The sequence below is a fragment of the Cytobacillus dafuensis genome (assembly GCF_007995155.1).
In the GTDB taxonomy this organism is placed as follows: Bacteria; Bacillota; Bacilli; order Bacillales; family Cytobacillaceae; genus Cytobacillus; species Cytobacillus dafuensis.
Map to the genome: position 1 here is coordinate 4,019,415 of NZ_CP042593.1, position 19,984 is coordinate 4,039,398.

The following is a 19,984-nucleotide window of genomic DNA, read 5'->3' on the forward strand; positions in this document are numbered from 1 at the left end:
TCCTTAATTCCATGGTTAATTCCGAAAAGCAGACACTGGCCCGAGCTCATTAAGTAAGTATTTCCTTATTTTTTCTGGGAATTCCTTAATGATCGGTAAATGCTCACTAAATACGGCTTTTACTTCCTCATGATTAATGTCTGTATAATTTTGAACAAGCATTTTCCGGTACTTAATAATTTGCTTACAGCTCTTCGTAAGCTCATCATGTATGACCTTTTCATCGTCTAAAATGTCGACAATATCTTCATAGCTGCCTGGATCGCGCATAATAAACCCATCGATCATCGCATTTCCGACATCGAGAATCGCTTCGATAATCATTTGGCTAGTCCGTTCCATGGCTGCTATTTCAAGTTCTGAATCCAAATTATCGATTTGTTCAAATAGAGTAAATTGCTGCTCTAAATAAACAAGTGTCGTTTCTATTTTTTCACGATCAACAAAATACATAAGTTTCACCTTTCTTTCCTTACGATGACATTAAACCTTTCATAAGAGCTTTCGGGCGTGCGTAATAATACCCTTGAGCTAAATCAACCTTATTTCTAGAAAGGACTGACGCTTCCGCTTCATTTTCAATTCCTTCTGCGACAACTAATGAGCCTACTTCCCTTGCAACTAATAGAAGTCCTTTTAACATAGACTCTTTAACAGTATTTTTATCAATATCTTGAATAACAGATCGATCAATCTTAATGATATCAGGCATAATTTCACTTATAGAATGTAAGCTTGCGTAGCCCGCACCTGTATCATCGATAGCTAACCTAAAGCCTAACATTCTCAATACCTTTATATTGTATAGGAAGTTCTCCATCCCTTCAATCGAATCACGTTCTGTTATTTCTAGTGTTAATTGGCGTGGAGAAATATTTTTATTTTTTGCAAGTAATTTTTTTATATCACGAATAAATCGATTATTCCCTAATGTAATCGGAGTAAAATTAATAAAAATATCCTGTGTGCAGCCTGTATTATTTATCTGCTCAAGAGTCTTTTCAAAAACGATGAGCTCTAGATCATAAAGCATGCTTGTTTGTCTAGCTACAGAAAAAAGCTGTAGGGGACTTTCCAAAACAGATCCCTTCGGTCCACGTGTGAGCATTTCCCAAGCTCGAACCTCTCCTGTTGCTAAATCAATTATCGGCTGGGCAAGCAGACTAATTTCCTTTTGGGAAACGATTTTGCTGACAGAATATAACATTTCATTAAACTCTGTTTGAACGCGTTTCTCTGCCATCGCAAGTGCTTGCTGATGAGCTTTCATGATCGCTTCTTGAATGGAGTAATGCTTTTTCTCTATAAACATATAGCCAGTTTCAAATATTGGACGGGCAAGCGGCATCTCTTCATGAAGCTTTTTCTCTGAATTTCGTAAGATCTTTTTCATTTTTTGATCTATTTCATTCACACAATGGTATTCATGATTTATTTTCATAAATAATGTTAAGCCATCACTTGAATAATCATGGAGAGCAATTATTTCTTTACTACCGATTTCTCCCTCAATTATTTCTTGGAAGGTTTTCTTTAGTAATGTAATAAATTGAGTATAGCCTTGCTCTCCTAGCTGCTCAGACAATTCACGTAAATTTTTGATATTGAAAACAATGACGGCCACTTCCTCACCACTATCAAACGCCTTTTTAACCCCTTTCATGATGGGATCACGGATAATAAATTGCGGGGGATAAAATCGAATTTTATCTATTGGCAAGAAAAGTTTCATCCATTTTTTAAGATTTATCTTTTTCTTTTTATATTGATGGCCCATGAATTCATTCCTCTCAGATGCAGCGTTTGTATTGGCATATGTCACCATTTTATCACAAAATTCGATTATTTTTTCCAATCTTTGAAAGATTTATTAAACCAATAAATTATGATCTAAAGATAAAGCCGTGAGATTTTCATTTCGTTCTGATAGTATAGATATAGAAAAGCGCAAGCGCCTTGATCACCCCCGACAAGCATAAGACGAGCCTCTCTGAAAGGTGTTCTTTACCTTTCTGAGAGGATTGGCTTATGACCTCGAGGGGGTAGGCGCTGGAGCTAGACATTTCTCAAATTTCAAAAGGGAATTCTTTCATATTACAAATCAAAGGGGTAAACAAATATGTCCGAACGATTTTTTTTATACGATGATACGGTAGATACAAAGACGCGCTTTGTTAGCTTTATGGGAGAAAATCAACGGTTTGATTTAGCCATTATTCAATCAGATCGTTACTATGGAAAACATATCGTACTTGATATTCAAAGCAACCGTTTTGCGATTATTGGAACAGATGATTTAAAAGAAGAGGGCTACTTAGAATACGCATTTAATCTTTCCGAGGAAGATGCTGAAGAATTACGCTCTTTTCTTTTTGAGTTAGTTTAGTCTTTTATTGTGTTTATAATAACCGAAATCACAAATAATAAAGGAGAACCTCTATCCACTAGGGTTCTCCTTTTTGACGTACCGATTATTATGAGAGGTGATCATCATGAATGATAAGGACCAAAGTGAATTCAGTGACTTTTCAAACGTGGAATCTCAAAGGAATGATCTTACAGCCGAAGAATTGCCGGAGGGAGCTTACGGTTCTCAGTTCAATAGGGATAAACCAGTTGAAAATAAAAGTACACCATGGCGTGAGGGGCAGCGCAAGCTTAGCGCCTTTAATTATGAAAATAAAACCTTACATGAAGACCTCCCTCGTCAAATGGAAGGAGCCCATCCTCCTCACGATGAATAGAAAAGCGGAAGCACCTGAAAATGAACGTCGACTAAAAATCTCCACGTCCTGTGGCGAACATCGACGTCAGCACATCCTGTGCAAGTCCGACAAGCATAAGACGAGCCTTACAGAAAGGTGCTCTTTACCTTTCTGTAAGAATTGGTTTGTGACCTCGAGGGGGTAGGTGCTCCTCCTAAAAGCTGTCGCTTTTAGTCGTGCGATGCATTCGCTATCGAAGCCTTCCTTGTGGAGCTAGACATTTCTCAAACTGCAAAAAGCCATACTTTATTTTTAAAAAAGGCAATCGGTTAATGATTGATTGCCTTTTCACTATTACTTATCCACTTTTTTTGCGACAAAATACGCACAGCCAAAATTACAAAATTCATATAAATATTCTGTTAACGTACTTATTTTCGTATCAAAGGTCGCCTTTTGATTTTGATCATCAAAGAAGCCGCGCAAACGAAGCTGCCCGTAGCCCCAATCCCCTACTATATAATCATATCTAGTCAATATATCACTATATCTTCCCCGAAAGGCTTCTTCATTAAACCCATCTCGCTGATCTTCTATCACTTCATAGCAAACATTATTTATCCAAATCATATTTATCACCTCATGTTAAAAACGAGTATATTCTTCCTATTATAAATTATAGCTGATACTCCATCAATTTCTAAGAGAAAAAACGATTTGCATGGTTATTCTATATATGAGGAGGTGTTTCAAATAAAAAAATCACTAATCATCTTAGGGTTATGCGGTCTTTCCGCGTTAACTGCCTGTCAAAACAAGGAAATGGCTGGAGACGGAATATACGAGAGTAGCGGCAATACTATAAATGTCAATAACCAGCGTTCCGAGCTATATAATCGTGACAATGGGCAAACGGATAAAAGTGCTGATTTCGGCTATGTTCGTCACCAAAAAAGCAATGTAATGGGCGAAAATGTTTCTAATAATAAGTATGCAGCATTGGATAGAGAGCAATTAGCCGACATCATTTCACAAAATTGCACAGATATTTCAAATGTTGATGATGTTTCAACACTCGTTACAGATGAGGAAGTACTAATTATTTATGATACTGACTCCCAAAATCGAAATGAAACAGCAGATCAAGTGAAGAAAATGGCCATGTCTTTTGTCCCTAGATTTTACCATGTTTATGTTAGCGATAATACAGCATTAAGAAAAAATGTTGAAAATTTTGCCACTCTCGCCTCTAATAACCCAAATGCAAATAATGGCATTGACAAAGTCATTAAAGAAATGCTCAAATCTCCTCAAGGTAATAAAATGAGCAGCGGCGAAAACGAAAATGGCGAGATCGTTGGAGAAAAATATAAAAATGATAATCGAAACTTAAAATGACATCGCTTATTAACATATTGCCATTAGAAAAACTTGGCATTTGCCAAGTCCTTTTTGGCGAATGCCTTAGTTTTTCTTATGCGATCTTATTAGCTGATAATTAATTTAAACTTTCCTATTAGCCAAGAAAAAGAGTTCAGCAATCTGAACTCTTTTCGTAATTCATAAGATATAATAAATTTTCTTTAGTTTAAGAAATGTCTAGTACTATTGCATGTGCATCATTATGCATTTTTTAAATCCTGCTCTCCCATTTCTTGCTTTCGTTTAGTTGCAGCATTTACTTGCTCATCTGCATGATAGGAAGAACGAACAAGAGGTCCTGCTTCACAATGGCTGAAGCCTTTGCTTAAAGCAATTTCCTTTAGTTCTTGGAATTCCTCTGGACTATAATATTTTAAGACCTTTAAATGTTTTTTCGAAGGCTGTAAGTATTGGCCAATTGTCATAATATCAACATTGTTTGCTCTTAAAGCATCCATTGTAGCGATAATTTCTTCTTTCGTTTCTCCAAGGCCAATCATTAAGCTTGATTTAGTTGGAATATCTGGCTGCATTTCTTTTGCCCGACGCAAAAATTCTAAAGAACGATCATATTTTGCACGCGCTCTTACTCTTGGAGTCAACCGCTCAACTGTTTCGATATTATGGTTTAAAATATCTGGACGTGCATCCATAAGTGTTTTTAAATTTTCATATACTCCACCCATATCTGATGGGAGAACCTCAATACTTGTGAAAGGACTTTTTCTGCGTATAGCTCTTACAGTTTCAGCAAAAACTCCCGCTCCGCCATCCTTTAAATCATCCCGTGCTACTGCTGTAACAACGACATGCTTTAAATTCATTAACGCAACAGAATCTGCCACTCTTTCCGGCTCCTGCAAGTCCAATTCAGTTGGCAATCCTGTTTTGACTGCACAGAATCGGCATGCTCTTGTACATGTATCACCAAGAATCATGAATGTAGCGGTTCTTCTTACTGCCCAGCATTCATGGATATTGGGACATTTCGCTTCCTCACATACAGTATGAAGGCTATTTTCCCTCATCATTTTTTTCAAACCAGTATAATTTTCATTTGTGTTCAGTTTTATTTTCAGCCATTCTGGCTTGCGTATATATTCTTCTTTGGTACTCATTTGTATTCCACTCCTTATTTGAAAAACTTGGAGTTCGGCAAGTCCTTTCCAACTAGCGAACCTAATAATTCATTCGTATGATGCAACTTTAACATATGATAAAAGCAAGGACAAGCCATAGTTGCACGCGATTACCATTAATTGATATAGATTAAATTTTACAAATTTCACAAACTAAATAGGCACACAATGGAACTTAAAATAGTAAGGGAGGATTATTGTGAGGCTCATTCAGATTATTATTTTTATATTGCTTCTTACCTTCTTACCTCAATCGAACGGATATGCTCAGACAAAGGAGCCTGATATATACGCTGAAAGAATGACTTTATATAAACAGATTGAGTCTATAACGAATATCCCCTGGTATTATCTTGCAGGGATTGACCAATATGAGCGAAATGTCCGGCAAGCCAGAAGAGACCTTCCGAAAGCAGAAGGGATTACCGGCATATATATAAGACCAGAAATATGGGCTGGTATATTGAACCCTGACATAACCGACGAAAATCCATTGTCCATACAATTTTTCAATGGTTTTGGGCTGGATGGGAATGGAGATAAGAAAGCAAGTTTAAAAAATGATGTTGATATTCTTTACACTTTTGCCCATTATCTTCAATCATATGGGACGGATCACGATAATATAAAAATAGGATTGTGGGATTATTATAAACGTGACAAAACTGTTGGGATCATAATAGGTAAAGCAAGGCTTTATAAGCATTTTGGACGAATAAATTTAGACGAACATGCCTTTCCATTACCTGTAAGAAGTCATTACAGTTACAGAAACACATGGGGTGCTGCTCGTGGCTGGGGTGGAAGAAGGAGTCATGAAGGAACGGATATTTTTGCAAGCTACGGTCTACCAGTACGTGCAACAGCCTATGGAATCGTGGAAATGAAGGGTTGGAACCGATTTGGAGGCTGGCGAATTGGTATTCGAGATATAAATAATAATTATCATTATTTCGCACATTTAAGCGGTTTTGCCAAAGATTTACAGCTCGGACAAATTGTTGAGCCTGGAATGCTTATAGGCGGAGTTGGCAGTTCTGGTTATGGACCACCTGGAACTTCTGGAAAATTCCCGCCACATCTCCATTATGGAATATATAAAGACAATGGCTATACGGAATGGTCTTTTGATCCGTATCCTCATCTAAAATTGTGGGAAAGACAGGAGCGTAATAAAAAGAAGTGAGCTCGTCTCACCATGCTGAATCAATGTTAATATAGGCTGGCCTAATCCCCATAAAGAACAGGAAATTTGAAATAATAAAAGCTGACAATAGGTTTAAAACCAAATCTGTCAGCTTTTATTATTTCTATTAATGACCACCAAGATATGCTTTTTTAATTTCTTCACTTGCTTGCAACTCTGCTGCTGTACCAGAAACGGTTACACGTCCTGTTTCAATCACATATGCTCGATTGGCAATCGATAAAGCCATATGTGCATTTTGTTCCACCAATAGAATGGTTGTCCCGTTACGGTTAATATCCTCAATGATTTGGAAGATGGTTTTAACCATAAGTGGAGCTAGCCCCATGGAAGGCTCATCTAATAAAAGGAGCTTAGGTCTTGCCATGACTGCTCTCCCCATCGCTAACATTTGCTGTTCTCCACCTGATAATGTCCCTGATAGCTGTTTTCTTCGCTCAAGCAATCGCGGAAAAGTCTCATAAACCTTTTGAATATCCTTGTGAATTTCTTTTGAATCCTTTCTTAAAAACGCTCCCAGTTCTAGGTTTTCCTCCACTGTCATGTTCGCAAAAACGCGGCGCCCCTCTGGTACCTGGGATATCCCCGCTTTTACTATCGCTTGTGCAGGTTTTCCCCCTATTGAATCACCTAAATATTGGATGAAACCATTTTTAGGCTTAATTAGCCCTGATAATGTTTTCAGAAGAGTACTTTTCCCTGCTCCATTCGCTCCAATTAATGTAACAATTTCTCCTTCATTTACTTCCAGCGAAACACCTTTAAGTGCTTGTATATTCCCATAGAAAACATCAATTTGATCTACTTTAAGCATGATCGATAGTAACCTCCTCTCCTAGGTAAGCCTCGATGACTTTTGGGTGATTACGAATTTCTTCTGGTGTACCTTTGGCAATAAGCTGGCCATGATCTAACACATAAATCCTTTCACAAATGCCCATTACCAAATTCATATCATGCTCAATTAATAAAATTGTTAAATTAAATTGTTTTCTTATAAATGCAATTAATTCCATAAGCTCATGAGTCTCTTGGGGATTCATCCCAGCAGCAGGCTCATCTAGTAATAAAAGCTTCGGTCCTGCAGCTAGTGCTCTTGCAATTTCCAATCTTCGCTGTTGACCATATGGTAAATTTTTCGCCTTTTCATCTTTAAATGTATCTAATTGGAAAATCTTGAGGAATTCTATCGATTTTTCCTCCATCTCTTTTTCCCCTGAAAAGTGAGAAGGAAGACGTAGGATCGAGCTAATAATGGAATGCTTTGCTAATGAATGATAAGCCACCTTAACATTGTCCAGCACAGACAATTCATTGAAAAGCCTTATATTCTGAAACGTACGACTAATTCCCAGACGTGTAACTTTGTATGGAGGCAGCCCATTTAGACGCTTTCCTTCTAGTAAAATTTCGCCTTCTGTAGGTACATAGACTCCCGTTAATAAGTTAAAGCTAGTTGTTTTTCCAGCACCGTTCGGCCCGATTAGCCCAACAAGCTCGCCTTGGTGGATTTCCATACTAAATCCGGAAACAGCTTTTAGTCCACCAAACTGAATGCCAGCATCTTGAACTTGAAGTAAAGGCGTATTCTCCATACTAATTACCTCCTTTCGCACTTTTCCACTTGCCGAAGTAATCTGTGATTTCGCGTGTTCCCATCAGTCCTTGTGGACGATATAGCATAACGATAACTAACACAAGACTATACATGATCATTCGTGTTTCTGGATAATCTTGCAGGAAGGTAGAAACTAATGTTAAAAGAATAGCTGAAATAACAGCTCCAGATAAGCTTCCAAGTCCCCCTAGAACAACGAAAATCAATATGTCAAATGACTTTAAGAACCCGAAGTTTGTCGGCTGAATAATGTAAAAGTTATGTGAATACAATCCTCCAGCAACACCAGCAAAGAAGGATCCTAACGCAAAAGCAATAACTTTATAATAGGTTGTGTTAATTCCCATTGCATCTGCGGCAATTTCATTTTCCCTAATAGAAATACAAGCACGTCCATGCCTCGAATTTGTAAAATTCATAATAACTACAATCGTAATAAATAGACATATGAAAGTATAGGTCCAAGTCGTCAGATGGGAAACCTGCATACCAGCAGCTCCACCTACATAGTCAATATTTAGGAATACGATCCGAATAATTTCAGCAAAGCCCAATGTTGCAATTGCTAAATAATCACCCTTTAAACGAAGGCTTGGGATCCCAACTATTAGTCCTGCTAAAGCAGCAACAATCCCACCGGCTATTATGGCCACTGGAAAAGGAAGATGTAATTTCATCGTGAAAATGGCTGAAATATATGCCCCAACTGCTAAAAATCCAGCATGTCCAATTGAGAATTGACCAGTAATACCTATTACTAAATGAAGACTTACTGCCAACATGATGTTTATGCCGATAAAGATAAGCGTATTAGAATAAAATGGATTTAAGATTCCGGCACTAATTAGAAATTGAACAGTTCCATATATAACAATTGATACAATCAAAAATAGCCAAAATCCATTTGCCTTTTTCATACAATTGCTCACCTACACTTTCTCTCTAGCATTTTTACCGAAGATGCCCGACGGTCTAAATAATAGTATTAAAATAAGAATGATGAATGCTGCTGCATCTCTCCAAAGTGAAAAGCCTAAAGCACTTACTATCGTCTCTACCACTCCTAGTACAAGCCCACCGACCATGGCTCCTGGAATAATACCTATTCCGCCTAAAACAGCGGCTACGAAAGCCTTCAAACCTGGAATGATCCCCATTAAAGGGTCTATTTTCGTATAATAAACACCAAATATTACGCCTGCCGCCCCTGCCATAGCAGAACCAATAGCAAAAGTGGCTGAAATTGTATTATTTACATTAATCCCCATCAAACGAGCTGCGTCCATATCATGAGATACCGCACGCATGGCCTTACCAATTTTTGTTTTATGAACGATAAATTGCAAAATAAGCATTAGAATAACGGAAACGGAGAGAATTAATAGAGATTGGCTGCTAATTTGAGCACCAAATAATTCAAAGGATTTGTTTGGCAATACATTCGGATAAGCTTCTGGTTGTGCACCTCGAACATAGATCACTCCATATTCGATCAGGAGGGAAACACCGATTGCCGTAATTAAAGCGGCAATTCGAGTAGCATTACGTAGACGCTTATAAGCGATTCTCTCAATAAGAACTCCTAATATAGCACAGACAGTCATGGCCAGTAGTAAAGCCGGGAAAAAACCTAGTCCCCATCCTGTAATAGCATAAAAACCAACAAACGCACCAATCATAAAAACATCGCCATGAGCAAAGTTAATTAATTTAATAATTCCATAAACCATCGTATAACCTAATGCGATTAACGCATAAATACTGCCGAGTGAAATACCGTTGATTAATTGCTGTACCCATTCCATAAACTCTCACTCCTTTTAAGAAAAGCGGAAGCGCTGACTTTTCGACATAAAAACTGATATTTCGTACCATTAGGAATAAAAAACGGGAGGATAGATAATCCCCCCATTTCCTTGGTTAATCTTAAGGATTAACTTTCGTGTTGAATTTTTGTTTTCCATCAACATACTCTAGAACTGTGGCTGATTTAATTAAGTGGTGTTTCTTATCAACAGTGATTGTACCAGTGATTAAAGATAAATCCTTAGTAGCGGCAAGAGCATCCTTAATTTTTACTGAATCAGATGTAGTTTCGGCGCGTTTCATTGCATCTACTAAAAGGTAAACTGTGTCATATCCAAGTGCGTTAAAGGCATCTGGTGATTTGCCGTTATACTTATCTCCGAAAGCTTTAACAAACTTTTGAATTGTTGCATCTTGATCTTCAGAAGAATAGTGGTTAATAATGAAAGTGTTATTTAAAGCATCAGCACCAGCTAATTCAACAAGCTTCGGAGAATCCCAGCCGTCAGCTCCCATTAAAGGAACTGTGATTCCCATTTCTCTAGCTTGCTTAACGATTAGACCTACTTCTTCATAGTATCCAGGAATGAAAATATATTCTGGATTTGCTGCCTTAATACGAGTTAATGTTGAACGGAAGTCTGTATCCTTAGCAACATACGATTCTTCAGCAACAATTTTACCGCCTGCAGCTTCGAAAGTTTCTTTAAATGAAGCAGCAAGACCCTTTGCATAATCACTTGCATTATCTGCATAAATAGCTACATTTTTTACCTTTAGATCGTTTAGAGCAAAGTTAGCTGCAACTGTTCCTTGGAATGGGTCAATAAACGCAGTACGGAATACGAACTCATTTACTGATCCATCCTCTTTTACTGTTACAGTTGGGCTTGTTCCAGATGGAGAGATAAGTACTGTTTTAGTATCATTAGCAATTTGCGCCTGTGCAACTGTATTACCACTAGTAGCTGCACCAATAATTGCCGTTACTTTATCTTTGCTTGTTAATTTAATAGCAGCATTTGTTGCTTCAGGACCATCCGATTTGTTATCTACTTTAATAATTTCTATTTTTTTGCCGTCTACTCCGCCATTTTTATTGATTTCTTCCACAGCTAGATCGACTCCAGCAGCAATTCCTGATCCATACGACGCAACTGCTCCAGATAATTCTAGATTGGCTCCAATTTTAATTGTGTCGCCACCACCTGAACTTGTTTCTTTACCTCCACAACCTGCTAATATTCCTGCAACTAATGTTGAAGCCATTAGAACAGAAGTAATTTTTTTCTTGAAAACCACTTGTATTCCCCCTTTTCTGATTCTTCAAATAATTTGAAACGTACTAAGGTATTTGTTCGATTATTTTGTGGTTAATCTCCCTTATACCCACTTTTGCAGTCAGACTTTCTACCTATATTCTTTTAGGGATTCGAAGTTTTCTGACTATTTAATATAATATAAAGCTAGTATATTATTTTTAGATTAGTCTGTCAAAACATTATTTTAGGAAAAATAATATTTTTCTAAATCTTCTTAATAAAAAAGGGATAGTATAGAAAAATCATAGACTCACCGCTATGTGAATGAAAGGCTCAAAATTATTCTCATTTTATTATTATACTAATTATCATTCTTACAAAAATGGAGTTTCAAAGGATTATTATGACTATATTTATAAAAAAATGAGTATATGCTAACAAATTTATTTTTTCTATTAAAAAAGCTTTCCCTAAATAGAGAAAGCCTACTACAACTTTATTCAATGTGTATTTCCTGCTAAAATAGCAAACAATATTCTCATTAAAATGCAGTATCACAGCTTAGAATCATTAGGTTTAGTTCCTTCTTTAAATCTACTTCATACGGAGCAACTCTCTCTTCATTTTGCTCCAAAATTCTTATTATTGGTCTATCACCATATCCAGTATTTTGTCCTGAAACGATCCCTTTACGTCCATCATTAAGTTCTACTGTAATACCAACTGGATATATCGCAACAGCTAAGCGAAAGGCTTCAACTATTTTCTGGTCAAATAATGTCCCTGATCCTCCGTAAAGAATTTCCAAGCCTTCATGTGGAAGCATTGCTCTCCTATATACTCGATTCGATGTAACTGCATCAAACACATCAGCAACAGCAATAATTTTCCCAAAATAATGAATTTCAGTTCCCATTATTCCTCTTGGATAACCAGTACCATTAATCCGCTCATGATGCTGATAGGCACAATGTGCGACTAGTAGTGGAATCGTCTGTACCTTTCTTAAAATTTCAAAGCCTTCTTCCGCATGTTTTTTGATCGACTCATACTCATCTTTAGTTAATTGATTTGGCTTCAATAAAACATCTAAAGGAACCTTAAGTTTCCCAATATCATGGAATATTGCACCAAGTCCTAAAATTTCAAGCTCCTTTGGCGAAAGTTTCAATTCCATTCCGATTGCTAAGGAATATAACGTGACATTCAATGAATGAGTAAAAATATAATTATCGTATGTAAATGCATCCGAAAGTAAATTTAATAATTCATTTTTACTTTTTATTTCTTCAAGGAGAGAACGAACTAATTGAGAAAAACGCTTTGAAGTTTTTTCAACAACAAAGGAGCTGGATAGCTTTTTTTCTTTTTGAATATCATGAAATGTTGTAAAGATGGTCTGAATTGCTTCTCTTCGAAGGGAATCAGAAAGTGTTCCTTCACATATAATATCCTCTGTCTGGCTATCTTTTATATAAACATAACTAATCCCTAGATCTTGAAGACGCTGAATGATGCCCTCCTTTAATACCATTCCTACATTTAGCAATATTTGTCCCTTTTCATTGTATATCGCTTTAGCAAGGACTGAACCTGCTTCCACCGATGCTGTTGTCACTAATCTCATGAATTACACCTATTTCATATGCAAAGTTTTCATCTTTAAATTGAAACAATCATCCATCATTTCCAATAATTTTATAAAGATTTTTCTACTTTTTACGACAATTTTCCTATTGATTCTACATTAACCTTTTTTCTATTAAAATTTCAACCTACAATAGTCCTTTTTTACAAAAAATAATGTTAGTATTTTTGATGACGGTACAATAATAGAAAGTAATAATTTCTTCATAATTCCACCAATTATTCTATTTTCTTAAGCAATAAAGATCGGGAATGGACAACATCACGCCGAGGACAATTTTATAATTAGGATGATGTAATTTGAAAAGTATAATAATGGTAATCATAGGTTTGCTGGTTTTCTCAACTGTAACACCAGCTAGTGCCGAAAGTGATATCCCGCAAGGCGCTCAGCAATTTGCGGATAGCTTTTTCTTGGATATTGTTAAAGAACACGTACATGCAGCACATGCGGGTAACTTTAACCTAAATCCAAATTCTGAAAATATTACTTTTGGGTCCCTGCATCACAGGTATACATTGTCTGAAGAATTCGTTAAGAGCAATATCGCCGTTGAAACAGGAATTATTAGTTCAAAAGAATATATTTCTGTAGTATATCAAGATGGCAAACCCGTAAATGTAATCGGGACTTACGAAAATGAAGCTGGAGTGTTTGCGTTATCCACTTTTGGTTATGGATTGGAATTGGCTAAGAAACTGGATAATTTAAAAGAAGATGAAAAGATACTTTATGAAGCTCCTATAGATGCTTGGTACATCTATAACGGGAAAAGTGTAAGACCTTTAACAGCTTCAGCTGCAATGCTAATGAATGAGGAAAAGAATGTTAAAGATTTTCAAAAAGTAATATACGAAAGATACAAGAATGAGGATAATAACCCTGAAATGGGCGGCGGGATCAGTATTACTGGAAGTGACGAAAGCACCAGTAGTTTTAAGAGTATCATACTCTATTTTGTTATTGGCGTATTAGGAGTTGCTGTTCTAGTATTGTTCTTTATCAACCGAAGACTTAAAAATAAGCAAATGTAATATCGAAAGAAGTACAGCCTGATCACTTAAGCTGTACTTCTTTCAACTTAAATATTTATTTTATAAATTCAGGCTTTAAATCATACCTATAGCATCTTTAGAAGTGCTTCTTTTCCTATCATTCCTTTGTATATACCTAAAGCTTCAGCTTCATAGGTGACAGATTCAAGTGGAGCATCAAGGAGCTGTTCAATAGTTTTTACGCCTACTGCTCTGCCTGCAATCACTTTGCGATCCTTTAGCTTCTCATTTAACAATGTGACATCAAGAGCGCCGCACATTATATATCCTTTATCATTTGTAACAACAAGTAAAGTTGTTTTGGGTAGTTGTACGGAAACACTTAAAAAGGTATGTCCTTGTATGTCTATCGGTTTCAAGTCAATCAACAGATGAACACTCCTTTCCCTTCCTTTACAAAGTATGCAAAATAATAAAAAAGAGTGTATTCATCTAGAATCGGGAAAACATTAAGGGAAAACCACTAATACTCAAAAACATTCTGGCGTTAAAATAAATTCATCTGTCTCGGTGCTAAGTCTTCATATTGTATATTTAATATATTGATTAACTGTTTTGCATTGTCGGCAGCGTCACCACCAGAATTATTGTTAAAGACGACATAAACATTCTTACACGTTTTTTCAAGTTTCGATAGATGCATAGCCCACTCTGATAGCTCCTGATGATTATATCGGTATAAATATCTGACTTCCCGCCAGTTCTCAGCATTTTTCTTTTGCCATCCATGAACATTTCTGCCGTGAAAACGGACTAAAACCTTTTCTTCATTCGTTGGCACTAAAACTGTAGGAACCGAGCCCTCTCCAGATTGTGGTTCATCACAAATACTATGTATCCAGTTCTCATCCTTCATAAATTGGATCGTCTTATCCCTATATTCTTTTTTAAACCATGATTGGTGACGGAATTCTAATGCACATGGTATATCTGTCATCTGTTCTTTACACCAACGCAAGTAGTCTACATTTTGTTTTTTACAATCAAACCATGGTGGAAATTGAAAGAGCACCATTGCAAGTTTGTTTGACTCTATATATGGATGCAGTGAATCTTTAAAGGCAGCAAACATTTCGTTCTTATCTTGAAAAGGAATTTCGCCTCTTTCATGTCCCGTCATTCCTTGGTAGGCTTTAACAATAAATTGAAAAGAATTCGGTGTATCTTTAACCCATTTCTCAGAATTCCGTTTGGGCTGGACAGCATAAAAGGTTGAATCCACCTCAACCGTTGGGAAAAAACCGCCATATTCCTTTAATTTACCTCGAGGGGAAATTGGATTTGAATATAAGCTATCATGATCCCCCCAACCCGTAACACCGATTAATATCATGAAAACCAACCTCCAATTTGAGGGTAAACATTCTTGAACCAGTATGATCGAACGTGATTGTAATAAAGGCTAAACAAATATCCGCTCACCGTTACTGGTGAGCGGACATTTGAATTATATTAACCAATAGAGCCTTCCATCTCGAACTTGATCAGACGGTTCATTTCTACCGCATATTCCATTGGAAGTTCTTTCGTAAATGGCTCGATGAAGCCCATTACGATCATTTCCGTTGCTTCTTCCTCAGAAATTCCACGGCTCATGAGATAGAATAATTGCTCTTCAGAAACCTTTGAAACCTTCGCTTCATGCTCTAATGAGATGTTATCATTCATGATTTCGTTATATGGAATTGTATCTGAAGTTGACTGATTATCCATAATTAACGTATCACATTCGATATTAGCACGGGCACCATCCGCTTTTCGTCCGAATTGAACGATACCACGATATGTTACTTTACCACCTTGCTTAGAAATCGATTTTGATACGATCGTAGAAGAAGTGTTTGGAGCAAGGTGAATCATTTTTGCTCCAGCATCCTGGTGCTGACCTTTACCTGCTAACGCGATGGAAAGGGTCATACCACGAGCACCTTCTCCTTTTAAAATAACTGCTGGATATTTCATTGTTAATTTCGAACCGATGTTACCATCAATCCATTCCATTGTCGCATTCGCTTCACAAATAGCACGCTTAGTAACAAGGTTATACACGTTGTTTGCCCAGTTTTGGATGGTTGTATAACGGCAGTAAGCATCCTTCTTGATGATGATTTCTACAACAGCACTGTGAAGAGAGTTTGTTGTGTAAACAGGAGCTGTACAGCCCTCTACATAGTGAACATGAGCGCCTTCATCAACGATAATAAGCGTACGTTCAAACTGACCCATATTTTCTGAGTTAATACGGAAGTATGCCTGTAATGGTGTTTCCACTTTAATTCCTTTAGGAACATAAATGAAAGATCCACCAGACCAAACAGCTGAGTTTAATGCAGCAAACTTGTTATCTGTTGGAGGAATTACCTTCGCCCAATGCTCACGGAAAATATCTTCATTTTCACGTAATGCAGAATCCGTATCTTTAAATACGATTCCTTGTGCTTCTAAATCTTCCTGCATGTTATGGTAAACAACCTCAGATTCATATTGAGCAGAAACCCCTGCTAAATACTTTTGCTCTGCTTCAGGGATTCCAAGCTTATCAAATGTTTGTTTAATTTCCTCTGGTACTTCATCCCATGACCGCTCTGTTTTCTCAGATGGTTTAACATAATACGTAATTTCATCAAAGTTCAATGACGCTAAATCTCCGCCCCATTGCGGCATTGGCATGTTGTAGAAATGCTCTAATGATTTCAAACGGAAGTCTAGCATCCACTGTGGCTCTTCCTTCATTTTTGAAATTTCTTCAACAATTTCTCTCGTCAAACCGCGTTTTGAGCGGAAAATGGAAACGTCTTTATCGGCAAATCCATATTTGTAATCGCCGATTTCAGGCATTTTTTTTGCCATCGTCGTATTCCTCCTTAAAAGTGTCCAGAACGTGCAAGACACTTACATAATTGTTTGGCATAAGTTGATTTCCGCTGCAGGCACTCGCTTTCCGCGGGCGGTCCGGGAGCCTCCTCATCGCTATCGCTCCTGCGGGGTCTCCCGTGACACGCTTCTCCCGCAGGACATTGATTAATCTTCCCCGAAAAATCACCGCACGATGGAAATGCGTAGCATTTTCGAGGATCGAGTGCCTTCCGCTCCAATCAACGACTAAATTGGGTTATCAACTTCCTATTTACACAACCATTTTAAAAAGCTACTTAGAATCCTCTTTTAACCCTTTCTCCATTGCCTTCCACGCTAATGTTGCACACTTAATTCTAGCAGGGAATTTTGAAACACCTGAAAGGGCTTCAATGTCTCCCAGATCTAAGTCAGCATCATATTCTTTCCCCTGCATTATATGTGAAAAAACCTCTGAAAGCTTTAAGGCATCTTCAATATTTAAACCTTTTATTGCTTGGGTCATCATGGAAGCGGATGACATCGAAATGGAGCAGCCTTCACCATCGAATTTCGCGTCAATCACTTTACCATCCTCTAGCTTTAACATCAATTGAATTCGATCTCCACATGTTGGGTTATTCATATTGATTGTTAAGCTACCGTCTTCTAAAACCCCTCTGTTACGAGGATTTTTATAATGATCCATGATTACCTGTCTATATAGAGTATCTAAATTATTAGAAGACATCGCTGAAATACTCCTTTGTTTTGACAAGCCCTTGAACAAGCTTATCAATCTCTTCTTCTGTATTGTACAGGTAGAAGCTTGCTCGTGCTGTCGCAGAAGCTTTCAGCCATTTCATTAATGGTTGTGCACAATGATGGCCAGCACGGATAGCAATTCCTTCAGCATCCAATACAGTTGCTACATCATGAGGATGAACATCATCCAGGTTAAAGGTAACCAATCCAGCTCGTTTTGTTGCTTCTTTCGGGCCATAAATCGTAATTCCCTCAACCTGTGACATTCTTTCCAGAGCATAAGCAGCAAGCTTGTGCTCATGTGCCTCAATATTTTCTAAACCAACCTCTTGTAAAAAATCGATGGCAGCTCCTAATCCAATCGCACCAGCAATGATTGGGGTACCTCCTTCAAACTTCCAAGGAAGTTCCTTCCATGTTGATTCATGTAATCCTACAAAATCAATCATTTCTCCGCCGAACTCGATCGGTTCCATGTTTTCAAGATGCTCTTTCTTCCCATACAGAACACCGATGCCTGTTGGAGCGCACATTTTATGACCGGAAAAAGCAAAGAAATCACAGTCTAAATCTTGAACATCCACTTTTAAATGTGGAGTACTTTGTGCTCCATCTACAACCATGATTGCCCCATTTTCATGAGCAATTTTCGCGATATCCTTAATAGGGTTCACGACACCGAGTACATTTGATACATGCATAATGGAAACAATCTTCGTATTTCCTGTTACTGTTGCTTTGACATCATCAAGGGAAATCGTTCCATCCTCTTGAAGTGGCAAATATTTTAAAACGGCACCCGTTTGCTTCGCCACTTGCTGCCAAGGAATGATGTTACTATGATGCTCCATATATGAGATGACGATTTCATCGCCCTCTGAAAGGTTAGCTCTAGCATAGCTTGCAGCAACTGTATTAAGAGCCGTTGTTGTTCCTCTTGTAAAAATAACTTCTTCGGTTGATTTCGCATTAATAAACTTTCGAACCTTTTCTCTTGCACCCTCATAGCCATCCGTCGCTTTCGTACCTAGCGTATGGACACCTCTGTGTACATTTGAATTATATTCACGATAATATCTATCCACCGCTTCTATGACCTGAACAGGCTTTTGTGATGTTGCAGCACTGTCAAGATATACGAGCGGATTCCCATTGACTTCTTGATTAAGAATTGGAAATTGGTTGCGAATATCCTGGATATTCATTATCTTACTTTCCTTTCAATAACTTCAACGAGCTGCTTTTTAACACCTTCAATTGGAAGTGCATTTACAACAGGTGCTAAGAAACCGTGGATAACTAGTCGCTCTGCTTCTGTCTTTGGAATACCGCGGCTCATTAAATAATAAAGTTGAAGCGGATCAACACGCCCTACTGAAGCAGCATGGCCTGCTGTCACATCGTCTTCATCAATTAATAGAATTGGATTTGCATCTCCGCGTGCTTTTTCATTCAAAATTAGAACGCGAGATTCTTGTTCTGCATTAGACTTAGATGCCCCATGCTCAATCTTCCCAATTCCGTTAAAGATAGAAGTTGCTGAGTCTTTTACTACTCCATGCTTAAGGATATAGCCTTCTGAGCTCTTACCAAAATGTACAATACTAGTTGTGAAATTTTGTGTTTGCTCGCCATTTCCAACAACAACCGTTTTCGAATCTCCAAATGATCCGTCACCCATTAGGTTTGTCACATTTTCATAAATCGTGTTGCTATTGTTCATTAAGCCTAGAGCCCATTCAATACGAGCATCTCTGTCAGCAATACCCCGGCGATTTACATAACCAGTAAGACCTTTAGCAAGCGTATCAACTGCTCCATATTGGACTTTTGAACCTGGACCTGCTAATACTTCCGTTACAATATTAAAAACTCCGTTCGCAGAATCCATTGTTGAAACATAGTTCTCTACGTATGTGACTGAACTATTATCTTCAGCAACGACAATCACATGATTGAAAAGAGTTGCGTTTTGATTATCATGAAGATAGATAGCTTGAATTGGCTCGCTAACTTCTACATTTTTTGGAATATATAAGAAAGCTCCACCATTTACTAAAGCAGCATGTAATGCCGTTAACTTATGTTCATCTGCTTTTACTCCTCTAGTCATAAAATACTTTTGGAGTAAATCGCTGTGCTCTCTAGCAGCAGTAAAGATATCAGTGAAAATAACTCCATTTTCCTGAAGCTCTTTAGAAACTGCTAAATAAGTTGGTCTGTTATTGCGCTGAATATATAAATTCTGTTCAGTAGCCTCAAGATTGATTAATGTTTTAACTTCTTCAGGAAGCTCATTTAATGATGAGAAATCCTCACTGGCTACAATATGCTGATTGAACTGTGTTAAGTTCCAATTTTTGATATTTGTTTTATCAGGCTTAGGCATCGGCAAGTTTTCAGAGATTTCAAGAGCTTGTAAACGAAACTCTGTCAACCAAGCCGGTTCACCCATATCTTTTGAAAAGGAACGAATATATTCCTTGTCAAATGGTAATTTTGTTTCTGTTGACATAATGATC

General features: G+C 37.4%; 21 protein-coding genes. 5 read left to right on the forward strand and 16 right to left on the reverse strand.

Going from position 1 to position 19,984, the window contains the following annotated elements; translation table 11 throughout:
• Positions 1 to 15: 15 nt before the first annotated feature.
• The gene (hepT, locus tag FSZ17_RS19210; RefSeq protein WP_057773348.1) at positions 16 to 453 is read right to left on the reverse strand and encodes a type VII toxin-antitoxin system HepT family RNase toxin; all 438 of its coding nucleotides are present in this window, start codon (positions 451 to 453) and stop codon (positions 16 to 18) included.
• 19 nt (positions 454 to 472) lie between these two features.
• The gene (locus FSZ17_RS19215) at positions 473 to 1,777 is read right to left on the reverse strand and encodes an EAL domain-containing protein (protein WP_057773351.1); all 1,305 of its coding nucleotides are present in this window, start codon (positions 1,775 to 1,777) and stop codon (positions 473 to 475) included.
• Positions 1,778 to 2,119: 342 nt separating this feature from the next.
• Here FSZ17_RS19215 and FSZ17_RS19220 point away from each other — a divergent pair, with 342 nt between their 5' ends.
• Together FSZ17_RS19220 and FSZ17_RS19225 are read left to right on the forward strand one after the other, a co-directional pair.
• Positions 2,120 to 2,386, forward strand: coding sequence for a DUF3055 domain-containing protein (locus FSZ17_RS19220; RefSeq protein WP_057773353.1), 267 nt, complete (start codon positions 2,120 to 2,122; stop codon positions 2,384 to 2,386).
• A 106-nt stretch (positions 2,387 to 2,492) separates the two neighbouring features.
• A complete protein-coding gene (locus FSZ17_RS19225) occupies positions 2,493 to 2,744 on the forward strand; it encodes a hypothetical protein (RefSeq protein ID WP_057773355.1) in 252 nt (83 codons plus the stop codon).
• 315 nt (positions 2,745 to 3,059) lie between these two features.
• On the opposite strand, the gene FSZ17_RS19230 is transcribed toward FSZ17_RS19225, so the two are convergent.
• Positions 3,060 to 3,335: a YutD family protein gene (locus FSZ17_RS19230; protein WP_057773357.1), complete on the reverse strand. Its 276-nt coding sequence runs from the start codon at positions 3,333 to 3,335 to the stop codon at positions 3,060 to 3,062.
• A gap of 123 nt (positions 3,336 to 3,458) precedes the next feature.
• On the opposite strand from FSZ17_RS19230, the gene FSZ17_RS19235 reads away from it, so the two are divergent.
• A complete protein-coding gene (locus FSZ17_RS19235) occupies positions 3,459 to 4,103 on the forward strand; it encodes a YhcN/YlaJ family sporulation lipoprotein (protein WP_057773920.1) in 645 nt (214 codons plus the stop codon).
• A gap of 224 nt (positions 4,104 to 4,327) precedes the next feature.
• On the opposite strand, the gene lipA is transcribed toward FSZ17_RS19235, so the two are convergent.
• Positions 4,328 to 5,245, reverse strand: coding sequence for a lipoyl synthase (gene lipA, locus FSZ17_RS19240; protein WP_057773359.1), 918 nt, complete (start codon positions 5,243 to 5,245; stop codon positions 4,328 to 4,330).
• 250 nt (positions 5,246 to 5,495) lie between these two features.
• On the opposite strand from lipA, the gene FSZ17_RS19245 reads away from it, so the two are divergent.
• Positions 5,496 to 6,452 (forward strand): M23 family metallopeptidase, encoded by a 957-nt coding sequence (locus tag FSZ17_RS19245; RefSeq protein WP_407643456.1) that lies wholly within the window; start codon positions 5,496 to 5,498, stop codon positions 6,450 to 6,452.
• Positions 6,453 to 6,579: 127 nt separating this feature from the next.
• Here the strand turns inward: FSZ17_RS19245 and FSZ17_RS19250 are convergent, their stop codons facing one another.
• The 6 genes from FSZ17_RS19250 to FSZ17_RS19275 form a co-directional block, all read right to left on the reverse strand.
• The gene (locus FSZ17_RS19250) at positions 6,580 to 7,287 is read right to left on the reverse strand and encodes an ABC transporter ATP-binding protein (protein ID WP_057773360.1); all 708 of its coding nucleotides are present in this window, start codon (positions 7,285 to 7,287) and stop codon (positions 6,580 to 6,582) included.
• Positions 7,280 to 8,068: an ABC transporter ATP-binding protein gene (locus FSZ17_RS19255; RefSeq protein ID WP_057773362.1), complete on the reverse strand. Its 789-nt coding sequence runs from the start codon at positions 8,066 to 8,068 to the stop codon at positions 7,280 to 7,282. The genes FSZ17_RS19250 and FSZ17_RS19255 overlap by 8 nt, the downstream gene beginning before the upstream one ends.
• A 1-nt stretch (position 8,069) precedes the next feature.
• On the reverse strand, positions 8,070 to 9,008 hold the full coding sequence (locus tag FSZ17_RS19260; protein ID WP_057773364.1) for a branched-chain amino acid ABC transporter permease: 939 nt from the start codon (positions 9,006 to 9,008) through the stop codon (positions 8,070 to 8,072).
• A gap of 12 nt (positions 9,009 to 9,020) precedes the next feature.
• On the reverse strand, positions 9,021 to 9,896 hold the full coding sequence (locus tag FSZ17_RS19265; RefSeq protein WP_057773366.1) for a branched-chain amino acid ABC transporter permease: 876 nt from the start codon (positions 9,894 to 9,896) through the stop codon (positions 9,021 to 9,023).
• Positions 9,897 to 10,017: 121 nt separating this feature from the next.
• A complete protein-coding gene (locus tag FSZ17_RS19270) occupies positions 10,018 to 11,166 on the reverse strand; it encodes an ABC transporter substrate-binding protein (RefSeq protein WP_057773924.1) in 1,149 nt (382 codons plus the stop codon).
• Positions 11,167 to 11,700: 534 nt separating this feature from the next.
• On the reverse strand, positions 11,701 to 12,786 hold the full coding sequence (locus FSZ17_RS19275) for an HD-GYP domain-containing protein (protein ID WP_057773368.1): 1,086 nt from the start codon (positions 12,784 to 12,786) through the stop codon (positions 11,701 to 11,703).
• A 320-nt stretch (positions 12,787 to 13,106) separates the two neighbouring features.
• Here FSZ17_RS19275 and FSZ17_RS19280 point away from each other — a divergent pair, with 320 nt between their 5' ends.
• The gene (locus tag FSZ17_RS19280) at positions 13,107 to 13,841 is read left to right on the forward strand and encodes a hypothetical protein (protein ID WP_057773370.1); all 735 of its coding nucleotides are present in this window, start codon (positions 13,107 to 13,109) and stop codon (positions 13,839 to 13,841) included.
• A gap of 86 nt (positions 13,842 to 13,927) precedes the next feature.
• Here FSZ17_RS19280 and FSZ17_RS19285 read toward each other — a convergent pair whose 3' ends face one another.
• From FSZ17_RS19285 to sufD, 6 genes are all read right to left on the reverse strand, one after another.
• Complete coding sequence (locus FSZ17_RS19285; RefSeq protein WP_057773372.1) at positions 13,928 to 14,230, reverse strand: YunC family protein; 303 nt, start codon at positions 14,228 to 14,230, stop codon at positions 13,928 to 13,930.
• A gap of 119 nt (positions 14,231 to 14,349) precedes the next feature.
• Positions 14,350 to 15,195: a DUF72 domain-containing protein gene (locus tag FSZ17_RS19290; protein ID WP_057773374.1), complete on the reverse strand. Its 846-nt coding sequence runs from the start codon at positions 15,193 to 15,195 to the stop codon at positions 14,350 to 14,352.
• A gap of 119 nt (positions 15,196 to 15,314) precedes the next feature.
• The gene (sufB, locus tag FSZ17_RS19295) at positions 15,315 to 16,712 is read right to left on the reverse strand and encodes a Fe-S cluster assembly protein SufB (RefSeq protein ID WP_057773376.1); all 1,398 of its coding nucleotides are present in this window, start codon (positions 16,710 to 16,712) and stop codon (positions 15,315 to 15,317) included.
• Positions 16,713 to 17,010: 298 nt separating this feature from the next.
• Positions 17,011 to 17,448 carry a Fe-S cluster assembly sulfur transfer protein SufU gene (gene sufU, locus FSZ17_RS19300; RefSeq protein WP_057773378.1) on the reverse strand — a complete coding sequence of 146 codons (438 nt, stop codon included), beginning with the start codon at positions 17,446 to 17,448 and terminating at the stop codon, positions 17,011 to 17,013.
• Positions 17,438 to 18,667: a cysteine desulfurase gene (locus FSZ17_RS19305; protein ID WP_057773381.1), complete on the reverse strand. Its 1,230-nt coding sequence runs from the start codon at positions 18,665 to 18,667 to the stop codon at positions 17,438 to 17,440. Before FSZ17_RS19305 ends, sufU begins: the two co-directional genes overlap by 11 nt.
• The gene (gene sufD, locus FSZ17_RS19310; protein ID WP_057773382.1) at positions 18,667 to 19,977 is read right to left on the reverse strand and encodes a Fe-S cluster assembly protein SufD; all 1,311 of its coding nucleotides are present in this window, start codon (positions 19,975 to 19,977) and stop codon (positions 18,667 to 18,669) included. The genes FSZ17_RS19305 and sufD overlap by 1 nt, the downstream gene beginning before the upstream one ends.
• Positions 19,978 to 19,984: the final 7 nt, after the last annotated feature.

Coding starts and splice junctions, on each gene's coding strand:
- lipA (WP_057773359.1), bottom strand. CDS start 5,245: ATGAGTACCAAAGAAGAATATATACGCAAGCCAGAATGGCTGAAAATA.
- sufB (WP_057773376.1), bottom strand. CDS start 16,712: ATGGCAAAAAAAATGCCTGAAATCGGCGATTACAAATATGGATTTGCC.
- FSZ17_RS19215 (WP_057773351.1), bottom strand. CDS start 1,777: ATGGGCCATCAATATAAAAAGAAAAAGATAAATCTTAAAAAATGGATG.
- FSZ17_RS19250 (WP_057773360.1), bottom strand. CDS start 7,287: ATGCTTAAAGTAGATCAAATTGATGTTTTCTATGGGAATATACAAGCA.
- FSZ17_RS19225 (WP_057773355.1), top strand. CDS start 2,493: ATGAATGATAAGGACCAAAGTGAATTCAGTGACTTTTCAAACGTGGAA.
- hepT (WP_057773348.1), bottom strand. CDS start 453: ATGTATTTTGTTGATCGTGAAAAAATAGAAACGACACTTGTTTATTTA.
- FSZ17_RS19220 (WP_057773353.1), top strand. CDS start 2,120: ATGTCCGAACGATTTTTTTTATACGATGATACGGTAGATACAAAGACG.
- FSZ17_RS19305 (WP_057773381.1), bottom strand. CDS start 18,667: ATGAATATCCAGGATATTCGCAACCAATTTCCAATTCTTAATCAAGAA.
- sufU (WP_057773378.1), bottom strand. CDS start 17,448: ATGTCTTCTAATAATTTAGATACTCTATATAGACAGGTAATCATGGAT.
- FSZ17_RS19290 (WP_057773374.1), bottom strand. CDS start 15,195: ATGATATTAATCGGTGTTACGGGTTGGGGGGATCATGATAGCTTATAT.
- FSZ17_RS19275 (WP_057773368.1), bottom strand. CDS start 12,786: ATGAGATTAGTGACAACAGCATCGGTGGAAGCAGGTTCAGTCCTTGCT.
- FSZ17_RS19230 (WP_057773357.1), bottom strand. CDS start 3,335: ATGATTTGGATAAATAATGTTTGCTATGAAGTGATAGAAGATCAGCGA.
- FSZ17_RS19255 (WP_057773362.1), bottom strand. CDS start 8,068: ATGGAGAATACGCCTTTACTTCAAGTTCAAGATGCTGGCATTCAGTTT.
- sufD (WP_057773382.1), bottom strand. CDS start 19,977: ATGTCAACAGAAACAAAATTACCATTTGACAAGGAATATATTCGTTCC.
- FSZ17_RS19265 (WP_057773366.1), bottom strand. CDS start 9,896: ATGGAATGGGTACAGCAATTAATCAACGGTATTTCACTCGGCAGTATT.
- FSZ17_RS19270 (WP_057773924.1), bottom strand. CDS start 11,166: ATGGCTTCAACATTAGTTGCAGGAATATTAGCAGGTTGTGGAGGTAAA.
- FSZ17_RS19260 (WP_057773364.1), bottom strand. CDS start 9,008: ATGAAAAAGGCAAATGGATTTTGGCTATTTTTGATTGTATCAATTGTT.